This is a genomic window from Thiothrix eikelboomii, assembly GCF_900167255.1.
In the GTDB taxonomy this organism is placed as follows: Bacteria; Pseudomonadota; Gammaproteobacteria; order Thiotrichales; family Thiotrichaceae; genus Thiolinea; species Thiolinea eikelboomii.
This window is the reverse complement of the sequence record NZ_FUYB01000006.1, coordinates 57,762-72,357: the sequence shown is the minus strand read 5'-3', so window position 1 is coordinate 72,357 and position 14,596 is coordinate 57,762. Positions and strand designations below refer to the sequence as shown.

Genomic DNA, 14,596 nt, shown 5'->3' with positions numbered 1-14,596 from the left:
CCATTAATTCAGCGTAAACATTGAGGGAAAACCCTTATTCTCAATAAAACCCTGCTGGACTATGATGGCTGTGAATATTTTAACCCATGACGGAGTTCATTATGACCAATATGCATTCTGAGGATAAACAGCCTACCCCAGACTATGCGGAGGATAATGCATTTTTCCCCTCCCCTTACTCGCTAAGCCAATTTACTTCGCCCAAATCTGATCTTAGTGGTGCAAATTATCCGACCCCCTATGCCGGTAAACGTTGGAAGATTTTGGTGGTAGCAGCAGATGAACGTTATCTGTTAATGCAAAACGGTACGATGTTTTCTACAGGTAATCACCCGATAGAAACCTTGTTACCTATGTATCATTTAGATAAAGCTGGCTTTACTTTTGATATTGCTACCCTTTCTGGAAATCCCGTGAAGTTTGAGCATTGGGCAATGCCACGTGAGGATGAGAACATCACCGATTTTTTCTCAAAACACCGTGCGCAATTTAAAAGCCCGCTTAAATTGGCTGATGTTATTGAGCAATCATTAGGCGATGACTCTGATTATATTGCCCTATTTATTCCCGGTGGTCATGGTGCGTTGATTGGTTTGCCATTTAGTCCCGATATGCAAGCGGCACTGGGGTGGGCTATGGATCACAATAAATTTATTATCTCACTGTGCCACGGCCCAGCCGCTTTGCTGGCAGTCGGTAAGGATTCTCGCTTTACTGGCTATAAAATTTGTGCATTCCCAGATGCCTTAGATGCACAAACGCCAGATATTGGGTATATGCCCGGTCATTTAACTTGGAAATATGCCGAGCAGCTCACCGCAAATGGTTTTGAGATTCTTAATGAAGGTATTTCCGGTAGGGTGCATCGTGATCGAAATTTACTGACAGGCGACAGTCCTCTGGCGGGCAATGCGCTTGGCATATTGGCTGCAACAACCTTATTGGCAGGCCTAGCCGCGTCTTAACGAAATGCCAACGGAGCAAGTATTAGAGATTGCACTTGCTGTTGAAAACAGCAAGTGTTTGACTGAGGTACAGCATCACCTCAGAGAATTTGCTCAAAGATTAGGCTATGATCGCTTTGTATTATTTTCTACAAGTGCCAGCCTAGATGGGCTTGTGGAGCATATCTATTGGATGGAAGGAGCATGGTTCGAGGACAATGGTTCACTGGATGCAGTGACCTACATGCGCCATTGTCCTGCGACCCAACATATCGCCCAACATGATGAGCCTTTTTTCTGGACTAAAACGATGGTATCTCAAGGTGAGTTGTATCGCATTGTTGCCAAACCTCGTGGTTCGGGTGTACATGGTCTACAAGTTCCCATCTTTGGACGAACAGGGCTACAAGGCGCGATGAGCTTTGGAGGCACGAGTATTTCAACAACGGCAGCAACTAGGCTAGCGTTAACCTTTCTGGCTAATACCGCTTTTTTTACTGTGCGTAAATTGTTAGCTCCTCCCGAAGATGCCGCAGTCGGCTATCTTTCCAAGCGAGAAAAAGAAATGCTGGTTTGGACGGCTGCTGGCTGGCGGCAATCGGCGATTGCTGAAGCCTTGGGCTTGTCTGTGCGTACTGTGGAAAATCACCTAAGAAACGCACGACGACGGCTGGGCGTTGCGACAACCGCCGAGGCAATTCGCATTGCGATACGCAGCGGGCATATCCAAGGGTAACAAAAGCAACATTGGTGAATTAGGAACGCTTCCTAGTCCTACAGTTTGGCGGTTGCTTCCGCCCAAAACATACGCATATCAGCATTGTCCACACGCTCGTAAATGGCTTCGACCGCAACCGTGATTGGTTATAACAGCATGCATTTTCATTGAAGCCGCAGCAAAGCCGCCCGTACTTCCGCCAACTCATTGCGCGTCTGAATCAATAAAGCATCCCAAACTTCATCGGTTTGCCGCTCAATCGCCTGCTCTTCCAAGTCTTTATCATGAGTTCCTTGTAGATCAGCGACTAATTTCTGTTCACGTTTGACTAGCTCTGTTTCAAGAGCTTCTAATTCAGCACGGGTAGCGGGCTGGCGGGTTTGATTGTTCATGATCAACTCCTTAACTTATTCTAAGATTGAGCCTATGTATAAGCTTGAATATATCGCCTATGATTTCTCTAGCTCATTGTTGAGTAAAGCATGGGATTCAAGTCAAAATATTCCCATTGTTTCATCATAGACTAAAGCGGATATCTCGTCTGCTCCCTAAGCATTGCAATCAATAGCTATTATGGTTATTATGACCATAATAGCTATTATGGGAGATCACTATGAATGCAATCCCCGTCTCTATTGCCGAGGCCAAAAGCCATATATCTGAGCTTATTGCTAAAAGCCAACACTCACAAAAACGCTTTGTTTTAACGCGCCGTGATAAGCCAGTAGCGGCCATTGTGAGCTTGGAGGATTTACAGTGGTTAGAGCAGCGCGAAGAGCGTAAAGGTTTGGCCTCCATTGCCACACAATGGTTAGGCTTTGAGGAAGTAGCGGAACATCTAGAAAACTTAAACAACTTGAGAAACCAAGGTGACATGGGGCGCGATGTATCTCTTTGACACGGACATATTAACTAATATTGTAAAACCCCGCCCGTCACCCAGCTTACTCACTCGCTTAGCAAGTATTCCTCAAGAACAGCAATTCGTTTCAACAATTACGATTTCTGAAATTGTCTATGGCGCAATGAAGAGCCAACGCCCTGACTACCACTTAAAGATGTTAGAAGAAGTTCTATTACCCGCTGTGAATATTATTGGCTTTAATGCAAAGGCCGCTTATGCCTGCGGGAGACTACGCGCAGAATTGGAAAAACAAGGTACTCCCTTAGCTTTGGCTGATTTGGAGATTGCAGGAATAGCGATTGCCAACGACTTTATTCTAGTTACAAATAACTTGAGGCACTTTGGACGGATTGAACGATTGAAATCCGAGAGTTGGATATAAGGCTGTTTTTTGTAAATAACCTTATTTATGGGTTAATTACTCACTAGTATAAGAGTGAATACTTTTAATCTGATAATTCCATTCACCATCTTTATCAAATACAGTAAAATACTCACCTACTTTAATGGGGAGAGTTCCCAAAGTCATTTCATCCCCTTGGTCTTTACTATGACCACCGTAAAATATTTTTGCTCTAGAGTATGAAAATAATTTCTCAAAAAAGAAAGGGGTATATTCTGACGTCATATCCCAATGACCATGCCACTGGCCTCTGCCAAGTGACTAGACTCATCAAGACCACAAATTATGATAGCAGGGTGTTTGTCAACTCAACAAAAGCTGAGGACACAACTATTGTAGTTTATTGATCATTTTAAAATCAATAAAAAGCCCCGCAATGCGGGGCTTCTTCTTAATCAAGTTTTAAAGCACTAGCTTAAGCTGCTTTATCCGCTGCTTTCACATACTCTGGCATTTGATCAAAGTTCAAGTAACGGTAAATATCGCTCGCCATGCTGTCGATAGTTTTTGCGTATTCCATATACTCTGCGACGGTGGGTAATTTACCCATAATAGCTGCCACCGATGCTAACTCAGCGGAAGCTAAGTAAACATTTGAGCCAGTGCCTAAACGATTCGGGAAGTTGCGGGTTGATGTCGAGACAGCAGTACTCCCCGGCGCGATCCGTGCTTGGTTACCCATACACAGTGAACAGCCCGGCATCTCAGTGCGTGCACCTGCCCGCCCATAGACATTGTAATAGCCCTCTTCCATCAACTGATGTTCATCCATCTTGGTCGGGGGAGCAATCCATAGACGAGTTGGAATCCCATCCACTTTGTTCAGTAACTTACCTGCTGCCCGGAAATGGCCAATATTCGTCATGCACGAACCAATGAAGACCTCTTGAATCGCATCACCTTGAACCGCAGACAGTAGGCGTGCATCGTCTGGGTCATTTGGAGCGCAGAGAATAGGCTCTTTAATTTCCGACATATCAATTTCGATCACAGCCGCGTATTCAGCATCCGCATCCGCCCGCATCAAGCTTGGATTAGCTAACCACTCTTCCATCCCTTGAATACGTCGATTAATCGTGCGCTCATCGCCATAACCTTCTGAAAGCATCCACTTCAGCATCACGATATTCGAGCGTAAGTATTCAGCCACTGAAGCTTCAGACAAAGCAATCGTACAACCCGCTGCAGAACGCTCCGCAGAGGCATCGGATAATTCAAAGGCTTGTTCAACGGTTAAATCGTCCAAACCTTCGATTTCAACGATACGACCATTGAATACGTTTTTCTTACCTTTCTTTTCAACCGTTAACAGACCGGCTTGAATCGCATAGTAAGGAATCGCATGGACTAAATCACGCAACGTAATACCGGGTTGGCGAGTACCTTTGAACCGGACTAAGACCGACTCGGGCATATCCAGTGGCATCACCCCAGTTGCAGCCGCAAAAGCCACTAAGCCAGAACCGGCAGGGAAAGAAATACCAATTGGGAAGCGCGTATGCGAATCACCACCTGTCCCGACCGTATCGGGCAGCAACATCCGGTTCAACCATGAGTGGATTACACCATCACCGGGGCGTAAAGACACACCACCACGAGTCATAATGAAATCAGGCAGCGTATGATGCGTCACGACATCCACAGGCTTAGGATAAGCCGCCGTATGGCAGAAGGACTGCATCACCAGATCCGCTGAGAAACCTAAGCAAGCCAAGTCTTTCAGCTCGTCACGAGTCATCGGGCCGGTGGTATCTTGCGAACCCACAGTCGTCATCTTCGGTTCGCAATAAGCACCGGGGCGTACACCTGCTAAGTTACAGGCCTTACCCACCATTTTCTGCGCTAAGGTATAACCTTTACCCGTATCAGCAGGTTGCTCTGGAGAGCGGAATAGCTCAGATGCACCTAGACCTAAAGCTTCACGCGCTTTATTGGTTAAACCACGCCCGACGATTAAATTGATCCGGCCACCTGCACGAACTTCATCCATCAACACGGGGGTTTTCAATTCAAAGGTGGAAATGACTTCATCCGTATCATGACGCTTAACCACACCTTCATACGGGTAAACATCAATCACATCGCCCATTTCCATCTTGGCGACATCCATTTCGATCGGCAGAGCGCCCGCATCTTCCATCGTATTGAAGAAAATTGGTGCGATTTTGCTACCGAAGCAATAGCCACCAGTACGCTTATTCGGAATCCCCGGCATATCATCACCGAAGAACCACAAAACCGAGTTAGTCGCTGATTTACGTGAAGACCCTGTCCCGACCACATCACCGACATAAGCGACGGGGAAACCTTTTGCTTTCATCGCTTCGATTTGCTTCAATGGTCCTACTGAACCATTATTAACGGGTTCAATACCATCCCGAGCCATTTTTAGCATCGCATTGGCATGCAAAGGAATATCTGGGCGCGACCAAGCATCTGGGGCTGGAGATAAATCATCGGTATTGGTTTCACCGGGGACTTTGAACACAGTCACCGTGATTTTTTCAGCTAATGGCGGGCGGGAAGTAAACCACTCACCGGCCGCCCAAGAATCCATCACTTGCTGAGCAGCAGCATTGCCTGCTTTGGCCTTATCCGCCACATCATGGAAAGCATCAAACATCAACAAAGTTTGTGACAAAGCCTTAGCTGCTGCTGCCGCTGTCTCTGGATGATCTAAAGCTGCAATCAGCGGTTGGACGTTATAGCCCCCTAGCATCATCCCTAATAGTTCAACAGCACGTACTGAGCTGATGAGCGTAGATTGAGTTTTGCCACTGGCCAAGTCTGCTAAGAAAGCAGCTTTCACATAAGCTGCTTCGTCAACTCCAGCGGGTACACGATTTTCTAATAAATCCACTAAAAAGGCTGCTTCGCCTGCAGGTGGATTTTTTAACAGCTCCACTAAAGCTGCGGTTTGTGAGGCGTCTAAAGCTTTAGGGGGTATCCCCTCAGCAGCACGCTCGTTCACATGGTTACGATAGGCTTCTAACATGAGATCTTATCTCCTCAAACACAATTCTTTGAATTACCGTTTAGCCACTGGCACATAATCACGACGCGGCGAACCGACATAGAGCTGACGGGGGCGGCCAATACGTGATTCTTCATCACCCATCATTTCATTCCACTGAGAAATCCAGCCAACCGTCCGTGCCAAAGCGAACATTACGGTGAACATCGTGACTGGAATCCCCATGCTCAGGAAGATCACACCTGAGTAGAAGTCAACATTGGGATATAAGCCACGCTCTTTAAAGAACTCATCACTTAAAGCGATTTGCTCTAATTCACGTGCGATATCGAATAACTTCTGGTTAGGATTACCCGGTGGCAATTTATCCAGAATTTCGTTAGCCAATTTGCGGATAATCTTCGCACGTGGGTCATAGTTCTTATAAACACGATGACCAAAACCCATTAAACGGAAACGGTCATTCTTATCTTTAGCACGCGCCACCCAATGTGACAGCGGTTGATCGGATTTTTCGATTTCACGCAGCATATTGATAACGGCTTCATTCGCTCCACCGTGGGCAGGTCCCCATAAAGAAGCAATCCCTGCTGCGGTCGCTGCATAAGGATTTGCCTCTGAGCTACCTGCTAACCGCACGGTTGAGGTTGAGGCATTTTGCTCATGGTCAGCGTGCAGAATCAGAATGACATCCAAGGCTTTCGCTAAGAGAGGATCCACCTCATAGTCTTCAGTCGGTACAGCAAACATCATCCGCAAGAAATTGTCCGCATAACCAAGTTTATTCAGTGGATACATGAACGGCAGACCGCGTGAATAGCGGAAACTCCAAGCAGCAATTGTTGGCATTTTGGCGATTAACCGATGTGCACAACGCTCACGCTGAATCGGATCATGAATATTCAGGTCTTCATGATAGAAAGCCGATAAAGCACCGACTACACCCACCATTGTTGCCATCGGATGCGCATCACGCCGGAAACCACGATAGAAGAATTGCATTTGATCATGCAGCATCGAATGGCGAGTGATGATAAATTCAAACTCTTCCTTTTGGGCTTGAGTCGGCAATTCACCTTTTAACAGCAAATAGCACACTTCTAAGAAGGTACTATGCTCAGCCAATTGTTCAATCGGGTAGCCACGGTACAGCAGCTCACCCTTGTCACCATCGAGATAAGTAATCGCACTCGAACAACTTGCAGTCGCCAGATAACCTGGATCATAAGTGAATAGATTCAGCTCTTTAGTCAGCTTACGAATGTCGATGGTTTTAGTACCCATCGTTGGACTCAATACATCCAGCTCGACTTGCTTACCCGTCAAGTTGTCAGTCAGTGTAACGGTATGTTTCGTCATCATGGTACTCCAAGTATCGGGTGGATCGGGGTTATTTGCTCAACGCGGCAGCAATACCTTTACCCAACTCAGCTGGAGATTTTACGGTAATGACACCAGCCGCTTCGAGGGCAGCAAACTTCTCATTAGCCGTGCCTTTGCCACCCGCAATAATCGCGCCCGCATGCCCCATCCGCTTACCTTTAGGTGCAGTCACCCCAGCAATATAAGCAGCAACGGGTTTGGTCACATAGTCTTTAATGAAAGCAGCCGCTTCTTCTTCTGCAGAGCCACCAATCTCACCACACATCAGAATAGCTTCAGTTTGTGGGTCAGCTTGGAACAATTTAAGTGCATCAATAAAACTCGTACCCGGAATCGGATCACCACCGATACCAATACAGGTACTTTGACCCCATTCATTGGTTTGCTTGACCGCTTCATAAGTCAAAGTACCTGAACGAGAAACAATACCGATCTTACCCGGCTTATGAATATGACCGGGCATAATACCGATCTTGCATTCACCCGGAGTGATTACACCGGGGCAATTCGGACCGACTAAGCGCACACCTAAGCTATCTACGATCATTTTCGCTTCAAGCATATCCAAAGCAGGAATACCTTCAGTGATACAGACGATCAGTTTTACACCTGACTCAGCAGCTTCAATGATGGAGTCTTTACAAAAGGGAGCTGGAACATAGATCACCGTGGCATCTGCTTGCGTCGCATCCACTGCATCACGCATGGTATTAAATACGGGTAAACCTAAATGCGTACTACCGCCTTTACCCGGCGATGTACCGCCGACCATTTTCGTGCCATAAGCAATCGCTTGCTCAGAATGGAAAGTACCTTGCTTACCGGTGAAGCCTTGGCATAAAACTTTAGTATCTTTATTAATCAATACGCTCATGCAGCACCTCCTACAGCAGCCACGATTTTACGAGCAGCATCGCCAAGATCATTGGCAGCAATCACCGACAAACCACTGTTATTCAGCAGTTCTGCCCCTTTTTCAGCATTATTCCCTTCCAAGCGCACGACCACAGGAACCGTCACATTCACTTGTTGTACGGCTTGAATAATACCTTCTGCGATCAGATCGCAACGCACGATCCCGCCGAAGATATTCACCAGAATACCTTTGACTGCACTGTCAGACAGAATGATTTTGAAAGCCGCTGCCACCCGCTCAGCCGTAGCACCACCGCCCACATCAAGGAAATTAGCGGGTTGACCACCTGACAATTTGATGATGTCCATTGTGGCCATCGCCAAGCCCGCACCATTCACTAAGCAGCCGATATTGCCTTCAAGGGCGACATAATTCAGATCCCACTCAGAAGCTTCAATCTCGCGGGCATCTTCTTGAGACTTGTCACGCATCGCGACTAATTCAGGCTGGCGATACAGCGCATTGCTATCGACATTGACTTTACCGTCTAAGCACAACAAATTGCCTTCTTTAGTGACGACCAGCGGGTTGACTTCAACTAAAGCGAGGTCTTTTTCTTTGAACATTTTGCCAAAGCCGACTAAGAGCTTAGTGAATTGATTAATTTGATCGCCCTTTAAGCCTAAGCCAAAGGCCAATTCACGGGCTTGATAAGGCATCACGCCACAAATAGGATTAATCGCAGTTTTCAGGATTTTTTCAGGTGTCTCATGGGCAACTTTCTCGATCTCCATCCCACCTTCCGTCGAGGCCATAATCACCATGCGACGGCTAGCACGATCTAGCACCGCACCTAAATACAGCTCACGGTCAATATTGCAGGTTTCTTCAACCAAAATAGTATTGATCGGTTGACCATTGGCATCGGTTTGGAAAGTCACCAAATTGGTGCCGAGTAAAGAGCCTGCAAATTTGCCTGCTTCAGCTGGATTATCAAATAACTTAACCCCACCCGCTTTACCACGCCCACCCGCATGCACTTGCGCTTTGACCACGACTTTAGGCGTGCTTAAGGACTTAGCGGCTTCTTCAGCTTCAGCAGCAGTCGTAGCGACTTTGCTGTTTGGCACAGGCAGGCCATATTGGCGGAAGACTGCCTTGGCTTGATACTCGTGTAAATTCATCCTGATTTCCTTTAGTTGCTAACCCACTTTGAGTCGTAGGTCTTGTTCGCACAAACGCCACGAACTCTAACCGCAAGTCGTGGCGTATCGTGTTATTAGTATGTGCAATTAACGCTTGCGGTTAACTGCGTGCAATGCGCGTCCATCGACAGATAACATAGCTTCATGCACGGACTCAGACAGCGTTGGATGACCAAATACCATCCGGGCGACATCTTCTGCTGAGCTTTCACACTCCATTGCAATCACAGCTTGACCAATCAGCTCAGAAACCATTGGTCCTACCATATGCACACCGAGCAGACGATCAGTCTTTGCATCGGCTAGTACCTTAACCAGGCCCACGTCTTGACTCATCGCTTTCGCCCGACCATTCGCTGCAAAAGAAAAGCTACCGGTGCGATATTCAACGCCCGCCGTTTTCAGATCAGCCTCAGTTTTTCCAACCCAAGCAATTTCGGGGTGGGTGTAAATAATCCAAGGAATGTGGTTGTAGTCTAGATGTGGCTTTTGACCCACAATCTGTTCAGCAACCACGATACCCTCTTCCGAAGCTTTATGCGCCAACATTGGTCCTTGTACACAATCACCAATCGCATAAACATTCGGTAGATTGGTTTTGAGATGACCATCTACAACCACACGACCGCGCTCATCCACTTGTAAACCGATAGCGGCATCAGCAATATCACGGGTATTGGCTTTACGACCCACTGCAACAATTAAGCGATCGACTTCAATTTTCTGCTCGCCGTTTTTGTCATTATAAGTAACGGTTAAACCGCTCTCACCGACTTCAACTGCAGCGACTTTAGAGCTTAGGCGAATATCCAAACCCTGCTTTTTGAACTGTAACGCAGCAGCTTTAGCTAGATCACGATCAGCAGCAGCTAAGAAGTCATCTAGAGCTTCTAAGACAACGACTTCAGCGCCCAAGCGCCGCCAAACACTGCCCATCTCTAGACCAATAACACCTGCACCAATCACACCTAAGCGCTTCGGAATAGTTTCCCAATCCAAAGCCCCTGTCGAGTCAACAATACGCTCATCCAACCATTTGGCAATCGGTAATTCAATCGAGGTTGAACCCGTCGCAATAATGATATTTTTGCCTGCATGGGTAGAGACTGCACCATCTTGCCCAGTCACTTGTACCTGATTACCCGCGAGTAACTTACCGCGACCTTGCAACCAAGTAACTCCATTCGCTTGGAATAATTGTGCAATCCCACCCGTCAATTGCTGCACAATTTTATCTTTGCGTGCAATCATTTGTGGAACGTCAATGTTTAGGCCAGCTACCGTAATGCCATGATCCGCATTGTAATGTGCGATTTCTTCATAGCGCTCAGAACTTTCTAGCAACGCTTTTGAAGGAATACAGCCTACATTTAAGCAAGTACCACCCAAAGCGGGTTTACCTTGCTTATTAATCCACTCTTCAACGCAAGCGGTCTTTAAACCAAGCTGAGCACAACGGATAGCTGCAACATAACCACCAGGGCCACCACCAATCACAATAACATCAAAATCACTCATACCTGACCTCATACATCCAAGACGATACGAACTGGATTTTCCACCAATTCTTTAATAGTTTTGAGGAAGGTCACTGCACCTTGGCCGTCAACAATCCGATGATCATAAGACAGTGCCACATACATCATCGGACGAATGACGATTTCATCATTAACAACGACAGGACGTTTTTGAGTCGCATGCATCCCCAAGATCGCGCTTTGAGGAGGGTTAAGAATTGGGGTTGACATTAACGACCCAAAAACGCCCCCGTTGGTAATCGTAAAAGTACCGCCGGATAAATCCGCCATATCTAATTTGCCTGCTTTCGCTTTCTTGGCAAAATTTACAATACTCGTTTCAATATCAGCCAGACCTAAATGCTCAGCACTACGTAGGACTGGAACTACTAAACCGCGCTCCGAGGAAACAGCAATCCCGACATCACAATAATTGTGATAGACGACATCATTGCCGTCGATAAAGGCATTAATTTCAGGGAAACGTTGCAAAGCAATCGTTGCTGCCTTAACGAAAATGGACATAAAGCCTAAGCGAGCGCCATGCTTTTTCTCGAAGGCATCTTTATATTCATTGCGAATATCCATGATCGGCTGCATATCAATTTCATTGAAAGTAGTCAGCATCGCCGTCGATTGTTTAGCTTCTAATAAGCGCTCAGCGATCCGTGCACGCAGACGAGTCATCGGCACGCGATTTTCAGCGCGATCACCCGTTGGAACAACAGGAGCTTTCGGTGCAACAGGGGCTGGAGTAGCCGCTACTGGAGCTGGAGCAGCAGGCTTAGCAGCTGGCACATCTTCTTTCAAAATGCGACCGTCTTTGCCTGAACCTTGTACCTCAGCTCTGCTTAAGCCGGCTTCATCTAAAGCCTTACGTGCAGCAGGACCTGCTTTGGCAGCCACACTTGCCGCTACCGCTTGGGCAACGCGCTCCGGCGCAGCATCTGCAATCGGTGTCACAGGCAAAGGCCCCGCTGCTGCCGCAGCGGCTTCATGATTGGCAAGAGAAGTAGCCGCACCCGCTTCAATTTTACCTAAGAGCTGCCCGCTGATGACCGTAGCCCCTTCAGCCTGGGTAATTTCAGCCAAGACGCCCGCCACCGCAGCAGGAACCTCAAGCACTACTTTGTCGGTTTCCACTTCAACTAGAACTTCATCTAGTTTAACCGCATCACCTACTTTTTTGTGCCAGGTAACAACGGTCGCATCCGCAACAGACTCAGGCAATACCGGGGTTAAAATTTCACTACTCATCCTGTCCTCATCCTCTATCGGTTTGTTTGGCGGTTATGTGGTTTTGATAAACCATCTGGTAATGGCAGTGACTGTTTTTAGAGCTTACTATCCATGAAGCTGCAAACATTTTCATGGTGATTGTCATAGAGAAATCCACGATTAGACTCAATGAACTGACATCTAAAACCAGCCCTTACAAGAAGATTGTCGACATTATACGCCCGAACTTAGCACTGTCAAATCAAACAGGCTTTTATTGTCGACAAAACAACAAGGTTGCTAAAAAGCAGCCGACTCGTCAGTGGATTTTGGAAGAAATCAAGATCTAGTTGGAGACAAGCAAACTACCCTCTAGTTTTTAGCCCTAGAGAGTAGCTGATCATTGAAACCTAATTGCAACTGTGGCTTAACACTTCAGGCTAGTGTGCAAGGCGTTTTTAGCTAAACATCCCTTTTAGCATGAAGAAAAAGAGTATAGATAGTATAGCGCCTGCGGGTAAAGTGACAACCCACGACATAAAAATATTACCCACAATACGCATATCAATCGCGGCAATCCCACGCGCAAAGCCTACCCCTAAAATTGCACCGACCAAAGTATGCGTGGTCGAAATCGGTAAACCCGTATAAGAGGCTAAAACGACCGTTGAAGCAGTGGCAAACTCCGCAGCAAACCCACGGCTAGGGGTTAACTCGGTGATTTTTTTACCAACCGTAGCAATCACTTGATAACCTAAGGTTGCCAAACCTAACACGATCCCCACCGCACCGACTAATAATACCCAACTCGGCACAGCGGATTTTGCCGCTAATTGACCGTTTTCTTGCACTAAACTAATAATCGCCGACATCGGCCCTACCGCATTGGCCACATCATTCGAGCCGTGTGCAAACGCCATCGCTGAAGCGGTAAAAATCATTAAAATGCCAAATATTTTTTCCACATTGGTAAAATGGAAAGCCTTGTCCGCTTGCTCATCAAATTGAAGGCGACGAATCAAGGCCGCCCCCGCCAAAGCCACGAATAAGCCCACACCGATAGCAATCGGAATTTCCATACCGGGGTGAATATTCAAGCCCACATGCGCCAAACCTTTTTTGACGGTGACTAAAGATAAGATCAAGCCCACAGCAAATAGATAATAAGGGCCATAGCGCCGTGCATTCTGTAAAGGTTCTTTGGTATCCAAGACAAGCTTATGAATACTAGTGAACACCAAAAATGCCAAGACACCCGCAATAAACGGCGAGAACACCCAACTCGTCGCAATAGTCCCGACCGCTCCCCAACTCACTGCATCAGTCCCGACTCCGACCGCTGCAAAGCCGACAATAGCACCGACAATACTATGCGTCGTTGAAACCGGCCAACCTTGGAATGAGGCGACTGTTAACCAAATACCTGCCGATAACAAGGAAGCCAACATCCCCCAGACTAAATACTCGGGATGCTCATCGAAGGCTTCGACCGAAACAATCCCACTACGAATCGTATTAGTGACCTCACCACCGGCTAAATAAGCCCCCGCAAACTCAAAGACCGCCGCAATCATCAACGCCTGTCTAATCGTTAGAGCACGCGAACCCACGGAAGTCGCCATTGCATTGGCCACATCATTCGCGCCGATCCCCCAAGCCATAAAAATCCCAAAAGCACCCGCCAAGAAGATATAGATCGTATTTACATCACTAAACCAAGCCATCATGACAGTCTCCTTAGCGCGCTAGCATTAGTTGCAGTCGAGTACCCACTCGTTGCGCATCATCCGCAACCCGCCCCATCCACTCAATCAAGCGATAAGTGAACATTACATCTGTTGCACGCAGGCTATCCTCCAACTCAAATAAAATATTGCGCAATTCGACTTGCTTGCGATCCGTGGTCTGTTCAATGCGGCCGAGATCTTTGATCATCTCTTCGACACGCTCAACCTCTAGACCTCGAAAGCCTGTTTCTACTAAAGAATCCAACTCACCAATGACCAGTAAAGCTTGCTCAACTGCCTTCACCGTTTGGGCGGTATAATCAAGAAATAACGCACGCATCGTTACAGGGAGCTGCATTTTGCGCCCTACGACCAAACCAGCAATATCTTTAGCTTGATTAATGACCGCATCTTGCATCATTAAGACATCGAGTAAATCTCGACGATCAACCGGCATGAATAAGCCTTTAGGCAATTGATGTCGCAAAGCATGCTTCATGTCATCAGCATCGTGCTCAGCTTGCACAATGGCCTGCTGCTCAACCTTCACTAAGTCTAAGTCACCCGCATTCATGGCTTCGACCAGCGGGATTAAATGCTGCACACCCAAACAAACTTTTTGCATATGCTCTTGTAAGGGACGAATGGGAGAGTGGCCGAACAAACCAGCCATATAGTTGGAGATAGGCATAACAATCACCCTAGGGGTCGTAGGATTAATGACGGGCGATTATGACGATTATGACG

The 14,596-nt window shown here is 47.0% G+C and carries 14 protein-coding genes; 4 read left to right on the top strand and 10 right to left on the bottom strand.

Annotated elements, in window-relative coordinates; translation table 11 throughout:
- The first annotated feature begins 101 nt into the window (after positions 1-101).
- Together hchA and B5D50_RS08640 are read left to right on the top strand one after the other, a co-directional pair.
- Positions 102-965, top strand: coding sequence for a glyoxalase III HchA (gene hchA / locus B5D50_RS08645; protein WP_078922201.1), 864 nt, complete (start codon positions 102-104; stop codon positions 963-965).
- A 4-nt stretch (positions 966-969) separates the two neighbouring features.
- Positions 970-1,680 (top strand): PA1136 family autoinducer-binding transcriptional regulator, encoded by a 711-nt coding sequence (locus tag B5D50_RS08640; protein WP_078922200.1) that lies wholly within the window; start codon positions 970-972, stop codon positions 1,678-1,680.
- 146 nt (positions 1,681-1,826) lie between these two features.
- Here the strand turns inward: B5D50_RS08640 and B5D50_RS08635 are convergent, their stop codons facing one another.
- The gene (locus B5D50_RS08635) at positions 1,827-2,054 is read right to left on the bottom strand and encodes a hypothetical protein (protein ID WP_078922199.1); all 228 of its coding nucleotides are present in this window, start codon (positions 2,052-2,054) and stop codon (positions 1,827-1,829) included.
- 221 nt (positions 2,055-2,275) lie between these two features.
- On the opposite strand from B5D50_RS08635, the gene B5D50_RS08630 reads away from it, so the two are divergent.
- Together B5D50_RS08630 and B5D50_RS08625 are read left to right on the top strand one after the other, a co-directional pair.
- Positions 2,276-2,560: a type II toxin-antitoxin system Phd/YefM family antitoxin gene (locus B5D50_RS08630; protein WP_200807065.1), complete on the top strand. Its 285-nt coding sequence runs from the start codon at positions 2,276-2,278 to the stop codon at positions 2,558-2,560.
- Positions 2,547-2,948: a type II toxin-antitoxin system VapC family toxin gene (locus B5D50_RS08625; protein WP_078922198.1), complete on the top strand. Its 402-nt coding sequence runs from the start codon at positions 2,547-2,549 to the stop codon at positions 2,946-2,948. Before B5D50_RS08630 ends, B5D50_RS08625 begins: the two co-directional genes overlap by 14 nt.
- Positions 2,949-2,984: 36 nt before the next feature.
- On the opposite strand, the gene B5D50_RS20085 is transcribed toward B5D50_RS08625, so the two are convergent.
- From B5D50_RS20085 to B5D50_RS08580, 9 genes are all read right to left on the bottom strand, one after another.
- On the bottom strand, positions 2,985-3,194 hold the full coding sequence (locus B5D50_RS20085) for a hypothetical protein (protein WP_143594302.1): 210 nt from the start codon (positions 3,192-3,194) through the stop codon (positions 2,985-2,987).
- Between the two features lie 190 nt (positions 3,195-3,384).
- Positions 3,385-5,964 carry a bifunctional aconitate hydratase 2/2-methylisocitrate dehydratase gene (acnB, locus tag B5D50_RS08620; RefSeq protein ID WP_078922197.1) on the bottom strand — a complete coding sequence of 860 codons (2,580 nt, stop codon included), beginning with the start codon at positions 5,962-5,964 and terminating at the stop codon, positions 3,385-3,387.
- A 33-nt stretch (positions 5,965-5,997) separates the two neighbouring features.
- Positions 5,998-7,302, bottom strand: a complete 1,305-nt coding sequence (locus tag B5D50_RS08615; protein WP_078922196.1) for a citrate synthase — start codon at positions 7,300-7,302, stop codon at positions 5,998-6,000.
- A gap of 31 nt (positions 7,303-7,333) precedes the next feature.
- Entirely contained in the window at positions 7,334-8,200 is an 867-nt protein-coding gene (sucD, locus tag B5D50_RS08610) for a succinate--CoA ligase subunit alpha (protein WP_078922195.1), read from the bottom strand.
- Complete coding sequence (gene sucC / locus B5D50_RS08605) at positions 8,197-9,372, bottom strand: ADP-forming succinate--CoA ligase subunit beta (RefSeq protein WP_327193078.1); 1,176 nt, start codon at positions 9,370-9,372, stop codon at positions 8,197-8,199. Before sucC ends, sucD begins: the two co-directional genes overlap by 4 nt.
- Positions 9,373-9,474: 102 nt before the next feature.
- Complete coding sequence (gene lpdA / locus B5D50_RS08600) at positions 9,475-10,905, bottom strand: dihydrolipoyl dehydrogenase (RefSeq protein ID WP_078922193.1); 1,431 nt, start codon at positions 10,903-10,905, stop codon at positions 9,475-9,477.
- Positions 10,906-10,913: 8 nt separating this feature from the next.
- Positions 10,914-12,161: a 2-oxoglutarate dehydrogenase complex dihydrolipoyllysine-residue succinyltransferase gene (gene odhB, locus B5D50_RS08595; RefSeq protein WP_078922192.1), complete on the bottom strand. Its 1,248-nt coding sequence runs from the start codon at positions 12,159-12,161 to the stop codon at positions 10,914-10,916.
- Between the two features lie 419 nt (positions 12,162-12,580).
- Complete coding sequence (locus tag B5D50_RS08585; RefSeq protein ID WP_234975838.1) at positions 12,581-13,849, bottom strand: inorganic phosphate transporter; 1,269 nt, start codon at positions 13,847-13,849, stop codon at positions 12,581-12,583.
- Positions 13,850-13,859: 10 nt separating this feature from the next.
- Positions 13,860-14,540, bottom strand: a complete 681-nt coding sequence (locus B5D50_RS08580; protein WP_078922190.1) for a TIGR00153 family protein — start codon at positions 14,538-14,540, stop codon at positions 13,860-13,862.
- Between the last annotated feature and the right edge of the window lie 56 nt (positions 14,541-14,596).

Bases quoted from the DNA above. Each gene is read 5' to 3' on its own strand.
- hchA (WP_078922201.1), top strand. From the start codon at position 102: ATGACCAATATGCATTCTGAGGATAAACAGCCTACCCCAGACTATGCG.
- B5D50_RS08635 (WP_078922199.1), bottom strand. From the start codon at position 2,054: ATGAACAATCAAACCCGCCAGCCCGCTACCCGTGCTGAATTAGAAGCT.
- B5D50_RS08640 (WP_078922200.1), top strand. From the start codon at position 970: ATGCCAACGGAGCAAGTATTAGAGATTGCACTTGCTGTTGAAAACAGC.
- B5D50_RS08580 (WP_078922190.1), bottom strand. From the start codon at position 14,540: ATGCCTATCTCCAACTATATGGCTGGTTTGTTCGGCCACTCTCCCATT.
- acnB (WP_078922197.1), bottom strand. From the start codon at position 5,964: ATGTTAGAAGCCTATCGTAACCATGTGAACGAGCGTGCTGCTGAGGGG.
- lpdA (WP_078922193.1), bottom strand. From the start codon at position 10,905: ATGAGTGATTTTGATGTTATTGTGATTGGTGGTGGCCCTGGTGGTTAT.
- B5D50_RS08615 (WP_078922196.1), bottom strand. From the start codon at position 7,302: ATGACGAAACATACCGTTACACTGACTGACAACTTGACGGGTAAGCAA.
- odhB (WP_078922192.1), bottom strand. From the start codon at position 12,161: ATGAGTAGTGAAATTTTAACCCCGGTATTGCCTGAGTCTGTTGCGGAT.
- B5D50_RS08585 (WP_234975838.1), bottom strand. From the start codon at position 13,849: ATGATGGCTTGGTTTAGTGATGTAAATACGATCTATATCTTCTTGGCG.
- B5D50_RS08630 (WP_200807065.1), top strand. From the start codon at position 2,276: ATGAATGCAATCCCCGTCTCTATTGCCGAGGCCAAAAGCCATATATCT.
- B5D50_RS20085 (WP_143594302.1), bottom strand. From the start codon at position 3,194: ATGACGTCAGAATATACCCCTTTCTTTTTTGAGAAATTATTTTCATAC.
- B5D50_RS08625 (WP_078922198.1), top strand. From the start codon at position 2,547: ATGTATCTCTTTGACACGGACATATTAACTAATATTGTAAAACCCCGC.
- sucD (WP_078922195.1), bottom strand. From the start codon at position 8,200: ATGAGCGTATTGATTAATAAAGATACTAAAGTTTTATGCCAAGGCTTC.